Source organism: Pseudomonas sp. GD04015, assembly GCF_029837675.1.
GTDB classification, from domain to species: domain Bacteria; phylum Pseudomonadota; class Gammaproteobacteria; order Pseudomonadales; family Pseudomonadaceae; genus Aquipseudomonas; species Aquipseudomonas paralcaligenes.
The window spans coordinates 43298-61570 of record NZ_JAOEEE010000024.1 but is presented as its reverse complement, the minus strand read 5'-3'; the positions used below and the strand labels follow the sequence as shown (position 1 = coordinate 61570).

The 18273-nt window shown below is 66.3% G+C and carries 15 protein-coding genes; 5 read left to right on the top strand and 10 right to left on the bottom strand.

Annotated features, from left to right (window positions below):
• Window positions 1–77: 77 nt before the first annotated feature.
• From N7640_RS18295 to N7640_RS18285, 3 genes are read right to left on the bottom strand one after another with little or no spacing between them, the layout of a single operon-like run.
• Window positions 78–1481: an efflux transporter outer membrane subunit gene (locus N7640_RS18295; RefSeq protein WP_279902132.1), complete on the bottom strand. Its 1404-nt coding sequence runs from the start codon at window positions 1479–1481 to the stop codon at window positions 78–80.
• Between the two features lie 4 nt (window positions 1482–1485).
• Window positions 1486–3429, bottom strand: a complete 1944-nt coding sequence (locus tag N7640_RS18290; protein ID WP_279902130.1) for a MacB family efflux pump subunit — start codon at window positions 3427–3429, stop codon at window positions 1486–1488.
• A 1-nt stretch (window position 3430) separates the two neighbouring features.
• The gene (locus tag N7640_RS18285) at window positions 3431–4627 is read right to left on the bottom strand and encodes an efflux RND transporter periplasmic adaptor subunit (protein ID WP_279902128.1); all 1197 of its coding nucleotides are present in this window, start codon (window positions 4625–4627) and stop codon (window positions 3431–3433) included.
• 213 nt (window positions 4628–4840) lie between these two features.
• Between N7640_RS18285 and N7640_RS18280 the strand changes: the two genes are divergently transcribed.
• Window positions 4841–5458, top strand: coding sequence for a hypothetical protein (locus N7640_RS18280; RefSeq protein ID WP_279902127.1), 618 nt, complete (start codon window positions 4841–4843; stop codon window positions 5456–5458).
• Window positions 5459–5761: 303 nt separating this feature from the next.
• Here N7640_RS18280 and N7640_RS18275 read toward each other — a convergent pair whose 3' ends face one another.
• The 4 genes from N7640_RS18275 to N7640_RS18260 all read right to left on the bottom strand — a co-directional run bounded on the left by N7640_RS18275 (window position 5762) and on the right by N7640_RS18260 (window position 10784).
• Window positions 5762–6415: a 7-cyano-7-deazaguanine/7-aminomethyl-7-deazaguanine transporter gene (locus N7640_RS18275; RefSeq protein ID WP_279902126.1), complete on the bottom strand. Its 654-nt coding sequence runs from the start codon at window positions 6413–6415 to the stop codon at window positions 5762–5764.
• 209 nt (window positions 6416–6624) lie between these two features.
• The gene (locus N7640_RS18270; RefSeq protein ID WP_279902125.1) at window positions 6625–9018 is read right to left on the bottom strand and encodes a TonB-dependent siderophore receptor; all 2394 of its coding nucleotides are present in this window, start codon (window positions 9016–9018) and stop codon (window positions 6625–6627) included.
• 270 nt (window positions 9019–9288) lie between these two features.
• The gene (locus N7640_RS18265; RefSeq protein ID WP_279902124.1) at window positions 9289–10254 is read right to left on the bottom strand and encodes a FecR domain-containing protein; all 966 of its coding nucleotides are present in this window, start codon (window positions 10252–10254) and stop codon (window positions 9289–9291) included.
• A complete protein-coding gene (locus N7640_RS18260) occupies window positions 10251–10784 on the bottom strand; it encodes a sigma-70 family RNA polymerase sigma factor (RefSeq protein ID WP_279902122.1) in 534 nt (177 codons plus the stop codon). The genes N7640_RS18265 and N7640_RS18260 overlap by 4 nt, the downstream gene beginning before the upstream one ends.
• A gap of 304 nt (window positions 10785–11088) precedes the next feature.
• Between N7640_RS18260 and N7640_RS18255 the strand changes: the two genes are divergently transcribed.
• Together N7640_RS18255 and N7640_RS18250 are read left to right on the top strand one after the other, a co-directional pair.
• Window positions 11089–12426: a DEAD/DEAH box helicase gene (locus N7640_RS18255; protein ID WP_279902121.1), complete on the top strand. Its 1338-nt coding sequence runs from the start codon at window positions 11089–11091 to the stop codon at window positions 12424–12426.
• 543 nt (window positions 12427–12969) lie between these two features.
• Window positions 12970–13491, top strand: coding sequence for a hypothetical protein (locus tag N7640_RS18250; protein ID WP_279902120.1), 522 nt, complete (start codon window positions 12970–12972; stop codon window positions 13489–13491).
• A 120-nt stretch (window positions 13492–13611) separates the two neighbouring features.
• Here N7640_RS18250 and N7640_RS18245 read toward each other — a convergent pair whose 3' ends face one another.
• Complete coding sequence (locus N7640_RS18245) at window positions 13612–14589, bottom strand: zinc-dependent alcohol dehydrogenase family protein (RefSeq protein ID WP_279902119.1); 978 nt, start codon at window positions 14587–14589, stop codon at window positions 13612–13614.
• A gap of 138 nt (window positions 14590–14727) precedes the next feature.
• On the opposite strand from N7640_RS18245, the gene N7640_RS18240 reads away from it, so the two are divergent.
• Both N7640_RS18240 and N7640_RS18235 read left to right on the top strand, forming a co-directional pair.
• Window positions 14728–15453, top strand: a complete 726-nt coding sequence (locus N7640_RS18240) for a transporter substrate-binding domain-containing protein (RefSeq protein ID WP_279902118.1) — start codon at window positions 14728–14730, stop codon at window positions 15451–15453.
• Window positions 15454–15562: 109 nt separating this feature from the next.
• Window positions 15563–16858: a phospholipase gene (locus N7640_RS18235; RefSeq protein WP_279902306.1), complete on the top strand. Its 1296-nt coding sequence runs from the start codon at window positions 15563–15565 to the stop codon at window positions 16856–16858.
• A gap of 1 nt (window position 16859) precedes the next feature.
• Here the strand turns inward: N7640_RS18235 and N7640_RS18230 are convergent, their stop codons facing one another.
• Complete coding sequence (locus tag N7640_RS18230) at window positions 16860–17711, bottom strand: transporter substrate-binding domain-containing protein (protein ID WP_279902116.1); 852 nt, start codon at window positions 17709–17711, stop codon at window positions 16860–16862.
• 65 nt (window positions 17712–17776) lie between these two features.
• The gene (locus tag N7640_RS18225; RefSeq protein WP_279902115.1) at window positions 17777–18097 is read right to left on the bottom strand and encodes a DUF2025 family protein; all 321 of its coding nucleotides are present in this window, start codon (window positions 18095–18097) and stop codon (window positions 17777–17779) included.
• Window positions 18098–18273: the final 176 nt, after the last annotated feature.

Genomic DNA, 18273 nt, shown 5'->3' with positions numbered 1-18273 from the left:
GGCGTTTCCCGCGGACTGGTCGGCGACCGGTAAGGTTTTGAGCCAAGCGCGGCGTCGAAGTTTCCCGTCGTATCCCCTCAGCCGGCCGGCTCGACCTCCAGGCTGTCGGGAGACTGGGCATCGCCGCCCAGCGCCTGGCTGAGGGTGATGTAGTTGAGCAACTGGTTCAGACGGTTCTCCGCCAGGGTGATCTCGGCGCTGCGCCGGGTCTCCTGGGCGGCGAGCCAGGACTGCAGCGTCTCCGCGCCGGACTGGTAGCGGATGCGGTAGATGCGTTCGGCCTCCCGGGCGGCCTCCAGGGCCCGGGCGCGCATACCCTCCTGCTCGGCGTAGTGACGGCGGCCGGCGAGGTTGTTCTCCACGTCGGCGAGGGCTTCGTAGAGCGTCTGGCGGAAGCCGTTGACGGCCAGTGCGTAGTCGGTCTCGGAGACGTCGATGTCAAGCTGCATCTGCTGCCATTTCAGGAACGGCAGGGTGATGCCTGCGCCCAGCGCGCCGACCGGGTTGCGCAGCAGGTTGCTGAGCGCCTCGCTGGAGTAGCCGAGGGTGCCGGTCAGGCTGAGGTCCGGGTAGTAGCTGGCGCGGGTGGCGTCGACGTTCTTCAGGGTGCTGCGCAGGCGCAGTTCGGCGGCGCGCAGGTCCGGCCGGCGGGCCAGCAGCGAGGCCGGCAGGTCCGCTTCCACCTCGGGCAGGTCGGTGCGGGCCAGGCGCTTGGGCTCGTCCATCGCCACCGGGGCGGCGCTGTCGAACAGCACGGCCAGGGCGTTGAGCTGCTCCACCCGCTGCTGGCGCAGGTCCAGGTCGCTGGCGAGCTGGCTTTCCAGGCTCTGCCGCGCCTCGGCCAGTTCCAGCGAGGAGCCGCGCCCGGCGTTGTACTGCGCCTGCACCAGCGCCAGGGTCTGGCGCGCGTAGTCGATGCTCGCGGCGCTGGCGGCGAGGCGTTCGTTGAGGTAGGCGATCTGCCAGTAGAGGGTGGCGACCGTGCCGATCAGCGACAGGCGGGTGGCGGCGTAGTCCTGCTCGGTGGCCAGGGCCTCCAGTTCGGCGGCGTCGGTGGCGCTGCCCAGGCGGTTCCACAGGTCGGCTTCCCAGCCCACCGAGGCGGTCAGCGAGTAGCTGTGCGAGGTGCTGCCTTCGCCGCGCAGGGCGCGGGTGCGGTCGGCGCTGAAGCTGCTGCTGGCCTGCGGCCACTGGTCGCTGCGCGCCAGGCCCGCCTGCAGCTGCGCGCGACGGATGTTGAGCAGCGCGCTGCCCAGCTCGTTGTTCTTCGCCAGGGCCTGTTCGACCAGGCGGTCCAGCTGCGGGTCGCCGAAGCCCTTCCACCAGTCGGCGTGGCTGCCGGCCTGGGCCTCGGCGAGCTGCTGCCAGTTGGCCGGGATGTCCAGCGCCGGGCGCTGGTACGGTGTGGAGATCAGCGAGCCGCAGCCGTACAGGGTCAGGGCGAGGGCCAGGGGCAGGGTGGCGAGGGGGAATCGCTTCACGGTTCTACTCTCGGGAAAGGGCGTCGACGGGGTCCAGGCGAGCGGCGTTGCGGGCCGGCAGGAAGCCGAACACCAGGCCGATGACCGTGGAGCAGAGGAAGGCGGCGACGATGGAGGCGCCGGAGAACACCAGGCTGAACTCGCTGGTGAGACGGCTGAACAGCGCGCCGAAGGCCAGCGCGGCCATGACGCCCAGGGCGCCGCCGATCAGGCAGACCAGCACCGCCTCGATCAGGAACTGGCGCATGATGTCGCTCTGCCGCGCGCCGACCGCCATGCGCACGCCGATCTCGCGGGTTCGCTCGGTGACCGACACCAGCATGATGTTCATCACCCCGATGCCGCCGACCAGCAGCGAGATCAGGGCGATGGCCGAGATCAGCAGGGTCATGGTCTGGCTGGTCTTCTCGATGGTCTGGCGGATGGTGTCGGTGTTCATCACGAAGAAGTCCTGCACCCCGTGACGGCGGGTGAGCAGGCGGATGATGCCCTGCTCGGCGGCGTCGCTGGAGACGCTGTCGTCCACCCGCACGGTGATACTCTCCAGGTGCGACTGGCCGAGCATGCGGTTCATCACCGCGGTGTAGGGCAGGTAGACGCGCAGCTGGTCGCTGCCGCCGAAGTTGCTCTGGATCGGGTCCAGCACGCCGACGATGCGCACCGGTACCTTGCCGAGCAGGATCACCTGGCCGAGCGCCTGCTTGCCGGCGAACAGCTTCTGGTAGGTGTTGCTGTCGATCACCGCGCTCTGCGCCGACTCGCGCACCGCCCTGGTGTCGAACGCGCGGCCCTGGGCGAAGGTGTAGCCCTTGGCGCGGAAGAACTGCTCGCCGACCCCGCTCATGGACACGCTCAGCGCCTGTTCGCGGTAGCGCAGGGTGCCGCTGCTGGACACCGACGGGGTGACGCTGTCGACGAAGTCCTGGCCGGCCAGGGCGTCGGCATCGGCCGGCACCAGGGTCTGGATGCGCGCCGAGCGGCGGTCGCCGAAGCCCTTGCCGGGGTAGATGTCGATGGTGTTGGTGCCGATGGCGCTGATGTTCTCCAGGATCTTCTGCTGCGAACCCTGGCCGAGGGCGACCACCGATACCACCGAGGCGATGCCGATGATGATGCCGAGCATGGTCAGGAAGGTGCGCAGCTTGTGCGAGAGCATCGCCAGCAGGGCCATGCGGAAGGCCTCGCGGAACTGGCCGAAGCCGGCGCGCAGGGCGCCCGCCTCGCGGGCCGGCGCGGGCTCGTCGAGGGCGCGCGCATCGTCGTCGCCACGCAGGCGGCGGTCGGCGATGATGCAGCCGTCGCTGATCTCGATCAGGCGGTCGGCGGTTTCCGCCACCTTCATGTCGTGGGTGACGATGATCACCGTGTGGCCCGCGGCGTGCAGCTCGCGCAGCAGCTTGAGCATCTCCTCGCCGCTGTGGCTGTCGAGGGCGCCGGTGGGTTCGTCGGCGAGGATCACCTGGCCGCCGTTCATCAGCGCCCGGGCGATGGAGACGCGCTGCTGCTGGCCGCCGGAGAGCTGGCTGGGCTTGTGCCCCAGGCGCTCGCCCAGGCCCAGGCGCTGCAGCAGGCCCTCGGCGCGCTCGCGGCGGCTGGCGCCGTCCTTGCCGGCGTAGATGGCGGGAATCTCCACGTTGCCGACGGCGTCCAGGTCGCCCAGCAGGTGGTAGCGCTGGAAGATGAAGCCGAAGTACTCGCGGCGCAGGGCGGCCAGGTCGTCCGGATCGAGCCGGCCCGTCTCGCGGCCGCCGACGCGGTAGGTGCCGGCGCTCGGCCGGTCGAGGCAGCCGAGGATGTTCATCAGGGTCGACTTGCCCGAGCCGGAGGCGCCGATGATGGCGACCATCTCGCCCTGCTCGATGCTCAGGTCGACGTCCTTGAGCACAGCGATGGTCTGTTCGCCGGCCGGGAATTCGCGGCGCAGGCCGCGCAGTTCGAGAAGCGCCATGTCAGAGCCTCATCGGGCCGCGCATGCGCATGGTGGTGGTGGAGCCCGCGGCGGCGTCGCCGAGCACGACCTTGTCGCCGACCTCCAGGCCTTCGAGCACCTGGGCGTTGATCGAGTCTTCGAGGCCGATGCGGATGCGCCGGGGCTCGACCTTGCCGTTGCCGGCCAGCACCTGGACCACGTAGCGGCCATCGCGGGTGGTGTTGCCCAGGGCGGACACCGGAATGCTCGGTGCGTCCTTGACGCTGTCGAGGACGATGTTGACCTCGGTGGTCATGGAGATGCGCAGCTTGCCATCGGGGTTGGGCACGTCGAACACGGCGATGTAGTAGATGGCCGTGTCGGTGGAGGTGGTGCCGGACGAGGCGCTGGAGGAGCTGTCGTTGTCGTTGATGGAGCTGGGCGCCGGCTCGATCATGCGCAGGGTCGCGCTGTGCCGCTTGCCGGGTTCGCCGAGGATGGTGAAGTACACCGGCAGGCCGGGCTTCAGGTTGACCACGTCGGCCTCGGAGATTTCCGCCTTCACCGTCATGCGGTCAAGCTGGGCGACCTTGACGATGGTCGGCGCCGACTGCGCCGAGTTGACGGTCTGGCCTTCCTTGACCACCACGCCGACCACCGTGCCGTCGATGGGCGCGGTGATCTGGGTGTAGCCCAGGTCCACCTCGGCGGTGGAGGCCTGGATCTGCGCCTGCTGGATCTGTGCGTCGAGGGCGGCGACCTGGGCCCTGGCGGTGTCCAGGTCGGCCTCGGCGGTCTCGTAGTCCTCCCGCGAGGTGGCGTTCTGCGCCAGCATCGACTTCTGCCGGGCGAAGGCCAGCTGGGCCTTCTTCAGCGCCGCCGCCTGCACCGCGCGCTGGGCCTTGGCGTTGGCGAGCGCGGCCTTGGCGTTGGCCAGGTCGTTCTGCTGGGTCATCGAATCGATCTCGGCGATGGGGTCGCCCTGCTTGACCTGATCGCCGAAGTCGACGTGCAGCCTGGTGATCTGCCCGGACACCTGGGCGCCGACGCTGACCTGCTTGTAGGCCTCCAGCGTGCCGGTGGCGATCACCGTCTGCTCAATGTCGGCGCTGCGCACCTCGGCGGTCAGCAGGCCTTCGCCGGCCGGCGCGGGAATCAGCCAGGTCTTCAGGGCGTAGCCGCCGATGAGCAGGGCGGCGAGGGCGGGTATCAGGTGACGGGGGCGTAGTCTGGGCATGGACGTGTACGTGGCGGATTCGGAGGTCGCCACTATAGGGGGCACGCCGTCGACTGTGGGTAAGGCGGAGGTAAGTACTGTCAAGAATGGGTAAATCCTTGCCAGGACTGTAAAAAACGTGAATCGGAGTGCAGGGTTTTCGGCGCTCGTTCGTCTTTATCTACAGAGCCTCCCTCGGGAGGTCCTTCCTCTTCACCCACACAAGGAGTTTCCATGTCCGCTTCCCTTGCACGCCGCGCGCTGCTGCTGGCGCTGGCGATTGGCGCCGCGCCGCTGGCCCAGGCCGAATACCTCTGGATCGAGCGTGGCGCCGACGCCTCGGCCAAGGCCGTGCTCAGCGACTACCAGCCCACCGAGCGCCTGAGCCTGGCCACCCTGGCCGAGCCCCAGCAGCGCCTGGGTGACGGCCGCCTGCAGGCGCTGACGGCTTCCGGCGACGCCTTCGCCCTGGCTGGTGCGACGGGCGACCTGCGCATGCTGGCCAAGCGCGCCGACGGCAAGACGCTGACCCTGTTCGAAGCGCGCGAGGGCCGCAGCGAGACGACGGCGAAGAACGACCTGGAGCTGGTGCCAACCACGCCCGGCGGCAACGTGTTCAAGCTGCACTGGAAGGGCACGGTGGTGTCCGCCTCCCAGGTCAACGTGCACACCGGCGCCCAGTGGACCAAGGTGCTGAAGCCCGATGCAGACGGTGGTGTCACCCTGGACACCCCGTTCCCCGGACGCTACGTGCTGGAAGTCGCGGCGCAGATCAACGGCTCGGCCACGGTGGACGGCAAGTCGTACGACAGCGTGACCCATGTGGCGACCCTGTCGTTCGAGGTGAAGTAAGGCGCTGTAGGGCGGGTGAAACCCGAGTGCCGCTCATGGTGCGGCATTTACGCGGGTTTCACCCGCCCTACGGGGCTTGGCGCCCATTTTCTCTGCCGTATAGGCAGCTCAGAAAAGGCCGAGAAGGTGCTGGAGGAGTTCAAGACGCTTCACTGCCGTATAGGCAGCTCAGAAACATTCGTCATATCTCCGCTTGTGTACATCACCTTCACTGCCGTATAGGCAGCCCTGAGTAGGGCGGGTGCAACCCGCGGGTATCCGCCAGGGATGCGGCACCCACGTAGGCTTCACCCGCTGATGGATTCAGGCAGTAGCGGGGCGGTGGCCCGCCAGCAGTCGCAGGATGGTGTTCAGCAGCACGCCGTAGAGCGGCACGAAGAGCATCAGGCTGACCGCCAGCTTGATGCCGTAGTCCACGGTGGCGATCTCCACCCAGTGCTCGGCCATGAACGGGTCGGCGCTGCGCCAGAAGGCCACCGAGAAGAACACGAAGGTGTCCACCAGGCTGCCGACCACGATGGCGCCGGTCGGCGCGACCCACCACTGGCTCAGGCGGCGCAGGCGGTCGAAGACCTGGATATCGAGCAGCTGGCCGACCACGTAGGCGAGGAAGCTGGCGACGGAAATCCGCAGCACCACCTCGTTGAACTGGCCCAGCGCGGCCAGCCCCTGGAAGCGGCCTTCCTGGAACAGCATCGAGACGCCGTAGGACACCAGCAGGGCGGGGATCATCACCCGGCCGATGACCTGGCGCGCCGCGCCCTTGCCGAGCAGGCGCACGGTCAGGTCGGTGGCGAGGAAGATGAATGGAAAGCTGAACGCGCCCCAGGTGGTATGCCAGCCGAACAGGGTGATCGGCAGCTGCACCAGGTAGTTGCTGGCAACGATGACGAGGATGTGGAAAGCGATCAGGGCGGCCAGCGCCAGACGCTGGCGCGGCTCGGAGAGCGGAGTCATGACGGCACCTTTTTGATGGATGGGGTTAGGGAACCCATGGCGCCCGGGATTGAGCGGCGGCGCGCATTGTACAGAGATGAGACGCCGTGTGCGTGGCCGGCTGACAAGAGGTGGCCCGCACTTATGTACGGGCCGGGGGCGCGTAGGGTGCGCGGGGCCGTCCAGATCGTGCGCACTTTTCGGCGCACGGCGCTTCGGTCGCTGATGGATCAGAAACTGTACTTCAGCGACGTCATGACGTTACGTGGAGCGCCGTGGACGCCCCAGTAACCATTGGTTGCGACGTAATACTCCTTGTTGAACAGGTTGTTGACGTTCGCCGTGATGGAGAGGTTCTGGTTGATGTCATAGCGCCCCATGAGGCTGAACAGCGCATAGCTCTCCTGGGTGTAGACCTTGAGGTTGTCGCCGGTCTTGCTTTCCCAGTTGAAGCCTCCGCCAACCGTGAGCTTGTCCAGAGCGCCGGGCAGGCGGTAGGTGGTAAACGTCTTGAGGCTGTGCCGTGGCGCGCGGGTGACGATACGTTGGTCCTCTGCGTTGCGGGTGACGCTGTAGACATAACCACTACTGAGGTTCCACCCCTCGGCAAGCTCGCCATTGAACTCAAGCTCGACACCCTCTGTGTCGGTACCGTTTTCCAGGGAATAGCTACGGGTCGCTCCGTCCCATACGGCCAGGCTGTCCTGCTCGGTCTTGAACAGCGCGAGGCTGGCGTTCAGACGTCCTTCATTGAAGCCCGCCTTGATACCCGCCTCGTAGCTGGTGCCTTCTTCCGGTGGCAAGGCCTGATCATTGATATCCCGGATGTAGTAAGGCTGGGGATTGAAGATCTTCGTGTAGCTGGCATACAGCGTCCATGTGTCGTCCAGATCGTGGGTCACGCCGACATAAGGAACGAATACACCGCTCTCCCGGCTCCTGGTTTTCTCCTTGGCGTCCGTTACGGTGTTGTGCGTGTCGCGGTTCTGTTTCCAGTCCGTGACACGGCTACCCAGGATCAGGCGCGTGTCGTCGGTGAGGCTGAAGCGCGAGCTCAAGTAGGCGCTGTACTGGTACTCGTGCAACTCGGTTTCCCCGGTCCTGCGGAAAGCCGGTACAGGGCTTGTCTTCGACCAATCCCAGAAATTGGGGATGTAGTGGGTCGGCGTAGTCTGGGTATAGCTGGGGTTGGTTGCCTCCAGCGTCGCAAGCGTTACGCCGGTGATGAGTTCATGCTCGCGCCCCAGCAGCGAGAACGGGCCGGTGATGTAGGTGTCGAGGCTGTGCTGATCGGCGGTCCCACCCCAGTGGCTGGATTGAACCCTGCCGCCGGTGCCGGTCGACAGGTCGACGTTGCCCATGAAGGCCGAGACAAACGCATCATAGTGATACTTCGAATAGGTCAGCTCGCTTTTCAGGCTCCAGCCTCCGTCGAACCTGTGTTCGACCGAGGCGAATGCGCTACTCAGCGTATGGTCGTAGTAGGACCAGTCGGGCGAGTCGTTATCGGATGGATCGGTGGAAATTCTGCGGCCATTGATATCGACAATGGGGAATAGCCGGGTTGCTGAGTCCGTGTAGCGTTTGATGTGGTTGAACCCCAGGGACAGTAACGTGTTTTCCGTGAGATCGATCTCGCCGATGCCATAGAGCGCCGTGTTCTCCTGCTCGTAGTTGTCCGTCCAGGCATGCTGGGTCTTGTAGTCCGCCGCCAGCCTGCCGCGTACGTTCCCGGATTCGGTCAGGGAGCCGGATATATCGATGCCGGTACCGTAGCGATCCCAGGTGCCGGCCTCGACGCTGACCGAGGCCTGTGGGTCGAATGTGGGACGTTTGCGAATCATGTTGATGGTCGCTGATGGGCTGCCTACGCCATTCATCATGCCGGTCGCGCCCCGGACGACCTCGATGCGGTCATAGGCGATGGTGCTCTGCAGGTAGTTGGCCAGGGAAGACGAGGTCGGCACGCCGTCGATCTGGAAGTTGTTGATGGTCGAGCCCCGCGCCCAGACCTGCGGAGCATCGGCCCCCATCGAGAAGGGCTTGACGATGACGCCGGTCGTGGCGTCCAGCGCATCGGGCAGATTGTCGAGCTTCTGGTCTTCGATGCGCTGTCGGGTAACCACCGTAATCGACTGTGGCGTTTCCCTGGGCGCCAGGTTCAGGCGCGTGGAGCTGCTGGTCGAGCCGGTGCCGTAGGAGCCGGTTCCTTCGGTGATGGAGCCCGGCGCCTTGCCCGAGATGCTCAGGCCGGACAGCTCCAGCGCGCCACTCTGTTCCGCCATCGGGTACAGAGACCAGCTGCCGTCTTCGCCCTGTACCGCGGCCAGGCCGGTGCCCGCCAGCAGGGCGTTCAGGCCGTCGGCCACCGTGTATTCGCCCCGCAGCGCCTGACTGGTCTTGCCGGCGGTGAGGCTACCGTCGCCGGCCAGGTAGATGCCGCTCTGCGCGGCGAACCGGTTGAGCTGGCTGGTCAGCGGGCCGGCGGGAATGTCGTAGCTCAGGGGCTGGCGCTGTTCGGCCTGGGCGACGGTGGCGGGCAACAGGCCGAGGCCGCCGGCCAGGGCCAGGGGAACGGCCAGCGCCAGGGGACGCAGCGAAAAGCGCGGAGTGCGTGGTGACATGGGTTTTCCTTGATCTTCCGGTTGGCAGAAAGCGGTTGTCACCTGCTAATTCGGATGAGAAGGGAAAACCGGAAGCGCGATGTCGAAATTATTTGGCTATGTCTGAGTTAACTGTTGTAGATGGGCTCAGCCCTTGTGGGAGCGGGCTTGCCCGCGAACAGGGGCTGACGCAAGAGCTTCGCGGCCAAGGCCGCTCCCACGGGCCCACAGCGCTCGCCCGGTAACACTCAATTGGGACAATTATTTCGCGTGCCAGCGGGCACGCCGTGCTCAGCGCGGCTCCAGGGTGGCCCACCAGGGCAGGGTGTAGCGCACGTGTACCGGCAACACGCTTTCGAGCATGGCCAGGGCCTGTTCGGTGTCGTGCAGCGGGTAGGTGCCCATCACGCGCAGCCCGGCGATCTCCGGCGCGACACCCAGGTGGCCGTGGCGGTAGCGCGTCAGCTCCGCCACGAAGTCCGCCAGCGGCATGTCGTTGGCCAGCAGCATGCCATCGCGCCAGCCCTGGCGCAGATCGTTCGCCGGCGAGCTGTCGCCGATCCGCTGGCGGTCGAAGGTCAACTGCTGGCCGGCCCGCGAGAGCCGCGCTGCGCCATCGGCGCTGCGCACTTCCACCGCGCCGTCGAACACGCTGAGCTGGGTGTGGTTCGCGTGTTGGACCACGCTGAAGCGCGTGCCCAGCGCCCGCAGGCGTCCCTCGGCGGTCTCCACGACCAGCGGCCGCGGGTCCCTGGCGGTTTCGATCAGTACCTCGCCGTCGAGCAGACGCAGCAGGCGCAGACCGGCCTGGTAGTCGACGTCGAGGGCGCTGGCGCTGTTCAGCCAGATGCGTGTGCCGTCGGCCAGGTCGAAGCGACGGGTCGCGCCGGTCGGGCTGCGGTAGTCGGCGCGCAGCGCCAGCAGCGGGCGGCCCAGCTGGGCGCTGCCGAGGCCGAGCCAGCCGAGTAGCGCTCCGCCCGAGAGCAGCGCCAGCGTGCCCAGCACCTGGCGCCGCGAACGCGCGTTGCGGCGTGCGCCGCCCAGGGTCTGCAGGGCGGTCTCGGCGTCCTGCTGCAGGGGGGCGAAGCGCTGGCTGATGCGCTCCACGTACTGCCAGGCCTGACGGTGCATGTCGCTCTCTTCGTGCCACTGCCGCCAGGCCTGGCGCATGGCCTGGTCCGGCGGCGAGGCGCTAAGCTGGGCATACCACTGGGCGGCCTGCTGCAGGGTGGCGTGGTCGGGACGGGTTGCGCTCATCGGTCCAGCACCGTGTCCAGTTCGGCTTCCAGCAGCAGGCACTGGTACATGGCCTGGGCCATGTACTTGGTCACAGTGCGTTCGGAAACCCCCAGGCGCTGGCCGATGCAGCGGTAGTTGAGACCCTGCAGCTGGGCGAGGAGGAAGGCTTCGGCGACCTTCTCCGGCAGGCTGGCGAGCATGCCGTGCACCTGCTGCAGCGCCTCGAGGATCAGCGCGCGGTGTTCCTCGGAGGGTGCGCAGTCTTCCGGGCGGCTGGCCAGCACTTCCAGCCAGGCCTGCTCGACCTGGCGGCGGCGCCAGAAGTCGACGCACACGTGGCGCGACATGGCGCTCAGGTAGGCGCGGGCGTGGTTGTCGCTGTCGAAACGGCGCGGCTTGCTCAGCAGGCGCAGGAATACGTCGTGGGCGAGGTCGGCGGCGTCGCTGCTGTTGCCCAGCTTGCGGTTGAGCCAGGCGCGCACCCAGCCGTGGTGCTCGGCGTAGTACAGCTCCACCTGCTGGCGATAGGACTTGTCGAGGGTCGACATCGAGCTGCGTACCGGAAATAAGTGCATTTGAGATTTGTTCGCATCTTATGCGAGGCGGCGCTCTCCTGGCAAACCTCCCGGCACCTCATCCCCGCGAAGGCGGGGACCCAGATAGGCAGGGACCCAGATACAGAAGGCCAGGACCAGCCCCATGGATTCCCGCCTGCGCGGGAATGACGGGATTTCCTGCCGGCATGGGGCTTTACCCGATTGCCCTGGCAAACCGCCGCGTCGGTCGGGCTTTTGGTCGGCAGAACCGTTAACCTATGCAGCCTGTTTTCCGATCCATTCCGAGGTATGCCCCGTGTTCGCCCAATTCGCCCTGCATGAACGCCTGCTCAAGGCCGTCGCCGAGCTCAACTTCACCGAGCCGACGCCGGTGCAGCTGGCGGCCATTCCGCCGGCGCTGGAGGGGCGCGACCTGCGGGTGACGGCGCAGACCGGCAGCGGCAAGACCGCGGCCTTCCTGCTGCCGCTGCTCAATCGTCTGCTCGGTGATGCCAGCTCGAAACAGCGCACCGACGTGCGTTCGTTGATCCTGCTGCCGACCCGCGAGCTGGCCCAGCAGATCCTCAAGGAAGTCGAGCGCTTCTCCCAGTTCACCTTCCTGCGCGGCACCCTGGTCACCGGCGGCGAGGACTTCAAGGAACAGGCAGCCATGCTGCGTCGCCAGCCGGACCTGCTGATTGCCACCCCCGGCCGTCTGCTGGAACATCTCAACGCCGGCAGCCTGAAGCTGAATGGCGTCGAGGTGCTGGTGCTGGATGAGGCCGACCGCATGCTCGACATGGGCTTCGCCGAGGATATCGAGCGGATCACCCACGAATGCGCCAACCGCCAGCAGACCCTGCTGTTCTCCGCCACCGGCGGCGGCAAGGTGCTGCGCGAGATGATCGCCAAGGTGCTGCGCGAGCCGGTGCACCTCAAGCTCAACAGCGTCGACCAGCTCAGCGAGACCACTGTCCAGCAGATCATCACCGCCGACGATCCGGGCCACAAAGAGCGTCTGGTGCACTGGCTGCTGAGCAACGAGACCTACCGCAAGGCCATTGTCTTCACCAACACCCGGGTGCAGGCCGACCGTCTCTACGGGCATCTGGTGGCGGCCGACTACAAGGCCTTCGTGCTCCATGGCGACAAGGACCAGAAGGATCGCAAGCTGGCCATCGACCGTCTCAAGCAGGGCGGCACCAAGGTGCTGGTGGCCACCGACGTGGCGGCTCGCGGCCTGGATATCGAGGGCCTGGACCTGGTGATCAACTTCGACATGCCGCGCTCCGGCGACGAGTACGTGCACCGTATCGGCCGCACCGGTCGCGCCGGCGCGGATGGCCTGGCGGTGTCGCTGATCTGTCACAACGACTGGAACCTGATGTCGAGCATCGAGCGCTACCTCAAGCAGCGCTTCGAGCGCCGTACCATCAAGGAACTGAAGGGCAGCTACCAGGGCCCGAAGAACGTCAAGACTTCCGGCAAGGCCGCCGGCGTCAAGAAGAAAAAGATCGACAAGAAGGACGCCGCCAAGAAGCCGGCCACCAAGGCCGCGCCCAAGCGCCGACCCAACGCTCCCAAGGCACCCTCCGGCCTGGTCAGCCAGGACGGCCTGGCCCCGCTGAAGCGCAAGAAGCCGGCGGCGGAGTAAAACGTAGGGTGCGCTGTGCTCATGGCGATGCCAATAGCAATCCGGTTGGACCGATCATTCGAATGATGACTATGGGCGAGTGAAACAGGGATCGGTCTTTAACTGCTCTTCGATTTCTCGGCTTGGAGGCAGGAAGAAAAGGCCTGGTTTTTGAGAGCTAAGTCCCTTACTCCTGCACATCTGGAAGTTATTATTCTCATCTCGATTGATCGGTGTTTATGGCGCTTTGTGAGCCTCTCCAAGGATTGGTGTTCGATGAGAAGAGCAAAGAAGCTCTTGCCAAAATAAATCAGAGGAAAGATTTCTCGGCATATCTCTCTACGGCTTTATCGGTGGGTATGGTGTCGAGCATTTTTACCAAGAGTAATCTTCCTGCGGTCTCTTATAATATTATCCAGGCTGACCGGGGCTTGTATAAGCAAGCAGTTGGTGCCATTCCTAAAGTTGCGCGAGAGAGTATAGTGAAGGATGCTGTGGGTGTGCAGCTTCATTATATGATGGCGAATGAACGGAAACTTGCCAGGTTTTGGGAGAGGATTGCCAATGGCTGTAGGTAAGTCGGCTAGTTTTCTTGTGCTTGTGGGTATTTTTATCTCTACATTTACCTTTGCTAATCAAGGCGTGATATCCAAGGTAGATGCTGATGTGGCAGGGAAACTCATCGAGTTGGGAGACGCCGCCGATACTTGCAGTGATAAGAGGGAAGCAGCTGACATTTCGGTTTCATTCGAAGATGTCAGGGGGCTGAATCTGTCGCGCAACGAGTTGCTGAACGCGCTGTTCTACCTGAGTCTTCGTAATGGATATGCGTGTAGCGAGCCGGCGCTCAAGGAGCTTGTTTTTGCGGTAGCGCTGAAAGAGCGTATTCACGAGGCGTATGGAAAACCCTCGGCCAACATTCTCGAAGCCCTTTCAAAACTTGCATTTCCTAGCGCCGATTATATCGAAATAGAGCTTGAATATCTCAAGCTTGCCGAGCCTGCCCGCCGACATCTGGAGAGCATATTCGGTACAGAGCCATTTGATGTGAATAAAGTGCTCAAGAAGTTGCCTGAAATCCAGTAGCTCCAGGCAACGGAGTTGGCAGCGGCGCCGGTAGGGTGCGCGGGGCCGCCCAAGTCGTGCGCTCCACCAACCCGCAGTGATCCATCGGGTGCGCATGGCGCACCCTCCGTGGATCGAGACTCACGGCACGATCAGAATCTTGCCGTCGCGTTCGCCGCTGGCGGCGGCTGCCACCGCTTCCTTGATCTGGTCGACCTTGTAGGTGGCGGCGATGCGTGCCTTGAGCTTGCCGCTGGCGATCAGCTGGGTCAGCTCGCCGAACACCTTCATCTGCTCGGCCGGGGTGGCCTTCTGGAACCACTTGGCCAGCCAGAAGCCGCGCAGGGTGACGTCGCGGAACACGAAGGAGGCGGCCGAGACCTGGCACGGCTCGCCGCTCATCAGGCCGTAGTTCACCAGGGTGCCGCCCTCGCTCAGGCAGGACGCCACGTGGTCGGTGGCGGCGCCGCCGACGGCGTCGATGCCGAGCATCACCTTGGCGCCGCCTGTGGCCTCGCGCACGCGCTTGTGCAGGTCGGGGCCGTCCACCAGCACCACGTCGCCACCCTCGGCCTTGAGGCCGGCCACGGCCGCCTCGCGGCGCACCACGTTGATGGTCTTGAAGCCGCGCAGCTTGGCCAGCTGGATCAGGTAGCCGCCGACACCGGAGTTGGCGGCGTTCTGGATCACCCAGTCGCCCGGCTGCAGGTCGACGAACTGGCTCAGCAGCAGCGAGGCGGTCGGCGGGTTGATGGTCATCATCGCCAGTTGCTGCGGGTCGGCGTCCGGCAGCGGGATCAGCTTGGCGGCGGGGGCCTGCAGGTGGGTCACCCAGGTGCCGCTGCCGACCGGCAGCAGCACGGTCTGGCCGACCTTGACGTTGCTCACGCCTTCGCCCAGTTGCTCGACGCGGCCGACGCCTTCGTTGCCGCCGATGGCCGGCAGCGGTGGCAGGATGCCGTACTCGCCGGTCAGGGTGAGCACGTCGGACGGATTGATCGGTGCGGCCAGCACCTTGATCAGTGCCTGGCCGTCGGCCAGCGGCGGCAGCTCCAGCGGGACCGCTTCGATCACGTCCTGCGGAACCTTGCCGCGGTGTTGGTATTCGGCTTTGAGCATGGCGGTTCTCCATCGTCTGAGAGCGCTGAGTCTAGACCCAAGACGCCGCCGTGGGATGAATCGCCCGGCATACGCGCGGGTGATGGCGCGGCCCCCTCGCCAGGCCCTATGCTTGGCCGATTGACCAAGGGGAACCCCATGCCTTCACGCGCCTGGCCGTGGTTGTGGATGCTGCTGGCGCCGGCCGTGATGGCGGAGTCTTTGCGCATCGGCTTCGGCACGCACAAGCCGCCCTACGTGTTCGAGAACGAGAGCCGCGGCCTGGAATACGACATCGTGGCCGCCGCCGTGAGCGCCGCCGGCTACGAGCTGGATGCGCGCTACGCGCCCATGGAGCGGCTGCACCTGGCCATCGTGCGCGGCGAGCTGGATGGTATCGCCACCACCAACGCCTTCAGCGGGGTCCAGGCGTACTACTCGCAGCCGTACATCCACTGCCAGAACGTCGCCCTGGCGCTGTCGTCGAGGGGATACCGGATCACCGGCATCGCCGACCTTGGCCACTATTCGATCAGCGCCTTCCAGCGCGCCCGCTACCTGCTGGGGCCGGAGTTCCAGGCCATGGCCGAGGCCAATCCCCGCTACCGGGAAGAGGCCCTGCAGATCAACCGCAACCGCCTGCTGTACAGCGGGCGTGTCGAGGTCGCGGTGGGCGATCCGCGCATCCTGCGCTACTTCAACCGCGAGGTCGCCGACCAGGTCGACACCACCCAGCCGGTGACCCAGTACCTGCTGTTCCCGCCGACGGCCTACAGCGTCGGTTTTCGTCTGAAGGCGCAGGCCGAGCGTTTCGACCGCGGCCTGGCGCTGATCCGTGCCAGCGGCCAGTACCTGCAGATCGAGCAGCGCTACGCCGACTACTGAAGCCCGATCGGTGAGTGCGGCTGTCGCGCCCTGACAGTGCTTCGCCGGCGCGCCGGCGGTAGCCTTGGCCGACTGTCGCTGACCCGGAGTGCCTGTGAAGTCCCTTGCCCTGTTGTTCGGTGCCGGCCTGCTGGCCGGCCTTTCCACCCACGCCCTGGCCTGGTCCAACCACTCGCTGGGCAGCCTGCTGGCCCTGCGCGAGGTGCCGGAGCTGCGCCAGGAGGTGACGGTGGAACCGCTGGAGAGCTTCCTCGACGACCAGGCCGCGGCCATCGAGCGCCTGCTGGATGAGCAGGAGCGCCATGCCCGCGAGCATTTCTCCTACTATCCGCCGCGCCCGGACGAACTGCGCTGGCAGGCGGACGCGGCAGGCGACCGCCGCGCCGCATTCCTCGCCGCCCTGCGCATCAACCCGGAAATCCGGCTGGCCAGCTTCATCCAGCAGCTGCCGGGGCAGGCGTCCGGCGGCCGGCCGCTGCTGCGGGGCGAGGAGGTGCTGGTGTTCCACAAGGTCGGCCCCTGGACCCACTGGCGCTACCTGGCGCTGCAGCCGGGCGAGCGGGTCGCGGCGCTGCAGGTACTGGCCAGCGCGGCGGACGAGCCGGACTACGGCCACGACATCAACCTGTTCAGCGACAACCCGGGGCAGGCCGGCCAGCGCTACAACTTCGGCCCGCAGCCGTTCGGCGACGCCCGTTTCGAGTATTCCTCCCAGGCTCCCTTCCATATCGGCTACTACCACGAGTCCGCGCTGATCTTCGCGGCCGCGCCCTACCTGGCGCAGACGCTGCCCCACTGGCGGGTCTACCAGTACAGTGGGCTGGCCCGGCTGGCCTTCGCCAGCGGCCATCCCTACTGGGGCTACCGCTTCCTCGGCTGGGCCATGCATTACCTGCAGGACCTGACCCAGCCCTACCACGCCAGCGTGCTGCCCGGGGTGAGCACCGCCGGCATGGTGCTGATCGCGGCCAAGGAGCAGGTCGGCTTCCCGGAGGACCGCGAGGCCGCCATCCAGCGCGTCGCCGACCGCCACATGGCCATCGAGCAGTACCAGTTCGACCGTATGCAGGCGTTGCTGAACGAGGGCGAGGCCCGCCACCCGCTGCTGCTGGCCTACGGCGAGCGCGACGCGGACGGGGATTATCCGGCCTTCGACGAGGACTACGCGGCCGGGGTGGTGGCGGCCGAGTCCAACGCCCGCGCCGACGAACTGGATGCGCTGATCGGCGAGTGGATGGCCAGGGTCGCGGCGCAGCGCGGCACGGTGGCGAAGGGCTTCAGCGAGGGCAACGTGCTGCAGCCGGTGGAGGCCGACCCCGAGCTGGAGCGGATGCTGGTCGAGCTGTTCCGTCACTTCGGCGCCCACAGTCGCAACGCGCTGAGAGGCAATCTGCCCGGCGGATAGGTCAGGGGCGGTACCACAGCTCGCTGCGCTGCAGCGGCGTTTCCGCTGGCAGGAGCGGATTGTTCAGCTCGATGACCCGGCGCCGCTCCATCCCGGCGTCCCGCAGGTCGGCGCCGTGGTACTGCTGGAAGAGCTGCTCGAAGGAGCCGTCGGCCAGGGCGGCCTCCAGGCCCTGGCGCACGGTTTCCGCCAGTTGCGGATTGTGCGGCGAGAAGAAGAAATACATCGCCGCGGGATAGCGCAGCGCCAGGTGCTCATCCAGCACCAGCCCTTGCGCGGTGGTGTGCTGCAGTTCGCCGCGCGCTTCCAGGACGGCGCGCGGGAAGTAGTCGAAGCGACCGGCGCGGAGCATGCGGAACAGGCTCGCGTAGCTGGAACTGGTCTCCACCTTCAGGCCGTGGCTGCGCAGGATGCCGGTGTCCGGCCAGTCGTGGCCCTGGCCGGCGCGCCAGTGGCTCAGCCCGGCCAGGTCGTGCACGTCCGCCAGCATCTGCCTGCTGTCGTCGCGCACCAGGGCGATGCGCCAGCCGTACAGGCCGCGGTCGAGGGGAATGCGCACGGGCAGCAGGCGCCGTTCGCGCTCGCGGCTGGTCATGGTCCAGACCACGTCGACCACCTTGTCCTGCTCCAGGCTGAGCAGCGCACGGTCCTGCTCCATGGCGTAGTCGGAGGGGACGATGCGCAGGGGGCTGCCGGCCTTGTCCAGCGCCAGCTGCAGTTGCGCCAGCGGGTAGGCCGGGCGGAAGTCGCCACCGACCATGGCGCGCGGATAGCGCACCACCTCGTCCGCCGCCGGGCAGGCACAGGCGATTAGCAGCAGGGGTAGCAGCCAGGGAAGGCGCCACAATGGCATCGATTGAAATCCTTTCGAATCGCGAGCGTCGCCGATTATGCCAGCCCCGCGGCCATTAGCCGACCTCAGGACTTGCGACGTTCGGCGATGATCTCCGGCAGGTCGCTGCGGCGAAGGTAGACGCGCAAGGGTTCGGAGATGTTGAGGCGGTCGTCGATGCGCTGCTCCAGCAGCAGCCCCAGGCGCTCGCGGCTGAGGGTCATCAGTTCGCCCTTGAGCGGCTGCCAGACGAATTCGGCGCAGGGCTGGATGGTGTCCTCGGGCACGTCGAGGCCGAACGAGTCCTCGCTGAAGCGGACGATGTGGGCGCCGCTCTTGGCGTTGAAGCCGACCAGACCCTGCAGGGCGTCGGCGGCGGCGCAGATGGCGGACGATGTGGTGCTCATGCAAACCTCTTGTGAATGGACTCGGGGTTCGCACGCCTGGCATGGCGATTCGTTGTGCGCCGGGCGATCGCTCTGTGGCGACGTCGCTTGGCTCCCGGTCGTTTTCATGTCGGCCATCCTAGGCGATGGCCGGGCAGGGGTGTTGCTCTGGATCAAGACAGGCGAATCGAGAAGCA

Bases quoted from the DNA above. Each gene is read 5' to 3' on its own strand.
- N7640_RS18290 (WP_279902130.1), bottom strand. From the start codon at position 3,429: ATGGCGCTTCTCGAACTGCGCGGCCTGCGCCGCGAATTCCCGGCCGGC.
- N7640_RS18285 (WP_279902128.1), bottom strand. From the start codon at position 4,627: ATGCCCAGACTACGCCCCCGTCACCTGATACCCGCCCTCGCCGCCCTG.
- N7640_RS18280 (WP_279902127.1), top strand. From the start codon at position 4,841: ATGTCCGCTTCCCTTGCACGCCGCGCGCTGCTGCTGGCGCTGGCGATT.
- N7640_RS18275 (WP_279902126.1), bottom strand. From the start codon at position 6,415: ATGACTCCGCTCTCCGAGCCGCGCCAGCGTCTGGCGCTGGCCGCCCTG.
- N7640_RS18270 (WP_279902125.1), bottom strand. From the start codon at position 9,018: ATGTCACCACGCACTCCGCGCTTTTCGCTGCGTCCCCTGGCGCTGGCC.
- N7640_RS18265 (WP_279902124.1), bottom strand. From the start codon at position 10,254: ATGAGCGCAACCCGTCCCGACCACGCCACCCTGCAGCAGGCCGCCCAG.
- N7640_RS18260 (WP_279902122.1), bottom strand. From the start codon at position 10,784: ATGTCGACCCTCGACAAGTCCTATCGCCAGCAGGTGGAGCTGTACTAC.
- N7640_RS18250 (WP_279902120.1), top strand. From the start codon at position 12,970: ATGGCTGTAGGTAAGTCGGCTAGTTTTCTTGTGCTTGTGGGTATTTTT.
- N7640_RS18245 (WP_279902119.1), bottom strand. From the start codon at position 14,589: ATGCTCAAAGCCGAATACCAACACCGCGGCAAGGTTCCGCAGGACGTG.
- N7640_RS18240 (WP_279902118.1), top strand. From the start codon at position 14,728: ATGCCTTCACGCGCCTGGCCGTGGTTGTGGATGCTGCTGGCGCCGGCC.
- N7640_RS18230 (WP_279902116.1), bottom strand. From the start codon at position 17,711: ATGCCATTGTGGCGCCTTCCCTGGCTGCTACCCCTGCTGCTAATCGCC.
- N7640_RS18225 (WP_279902115.1), bottom strand. From the start codon at position 18,097: ATGAGCACCACATCGTCCGCCATCTGCGCCGCCGCCGACGCCCTGCAG.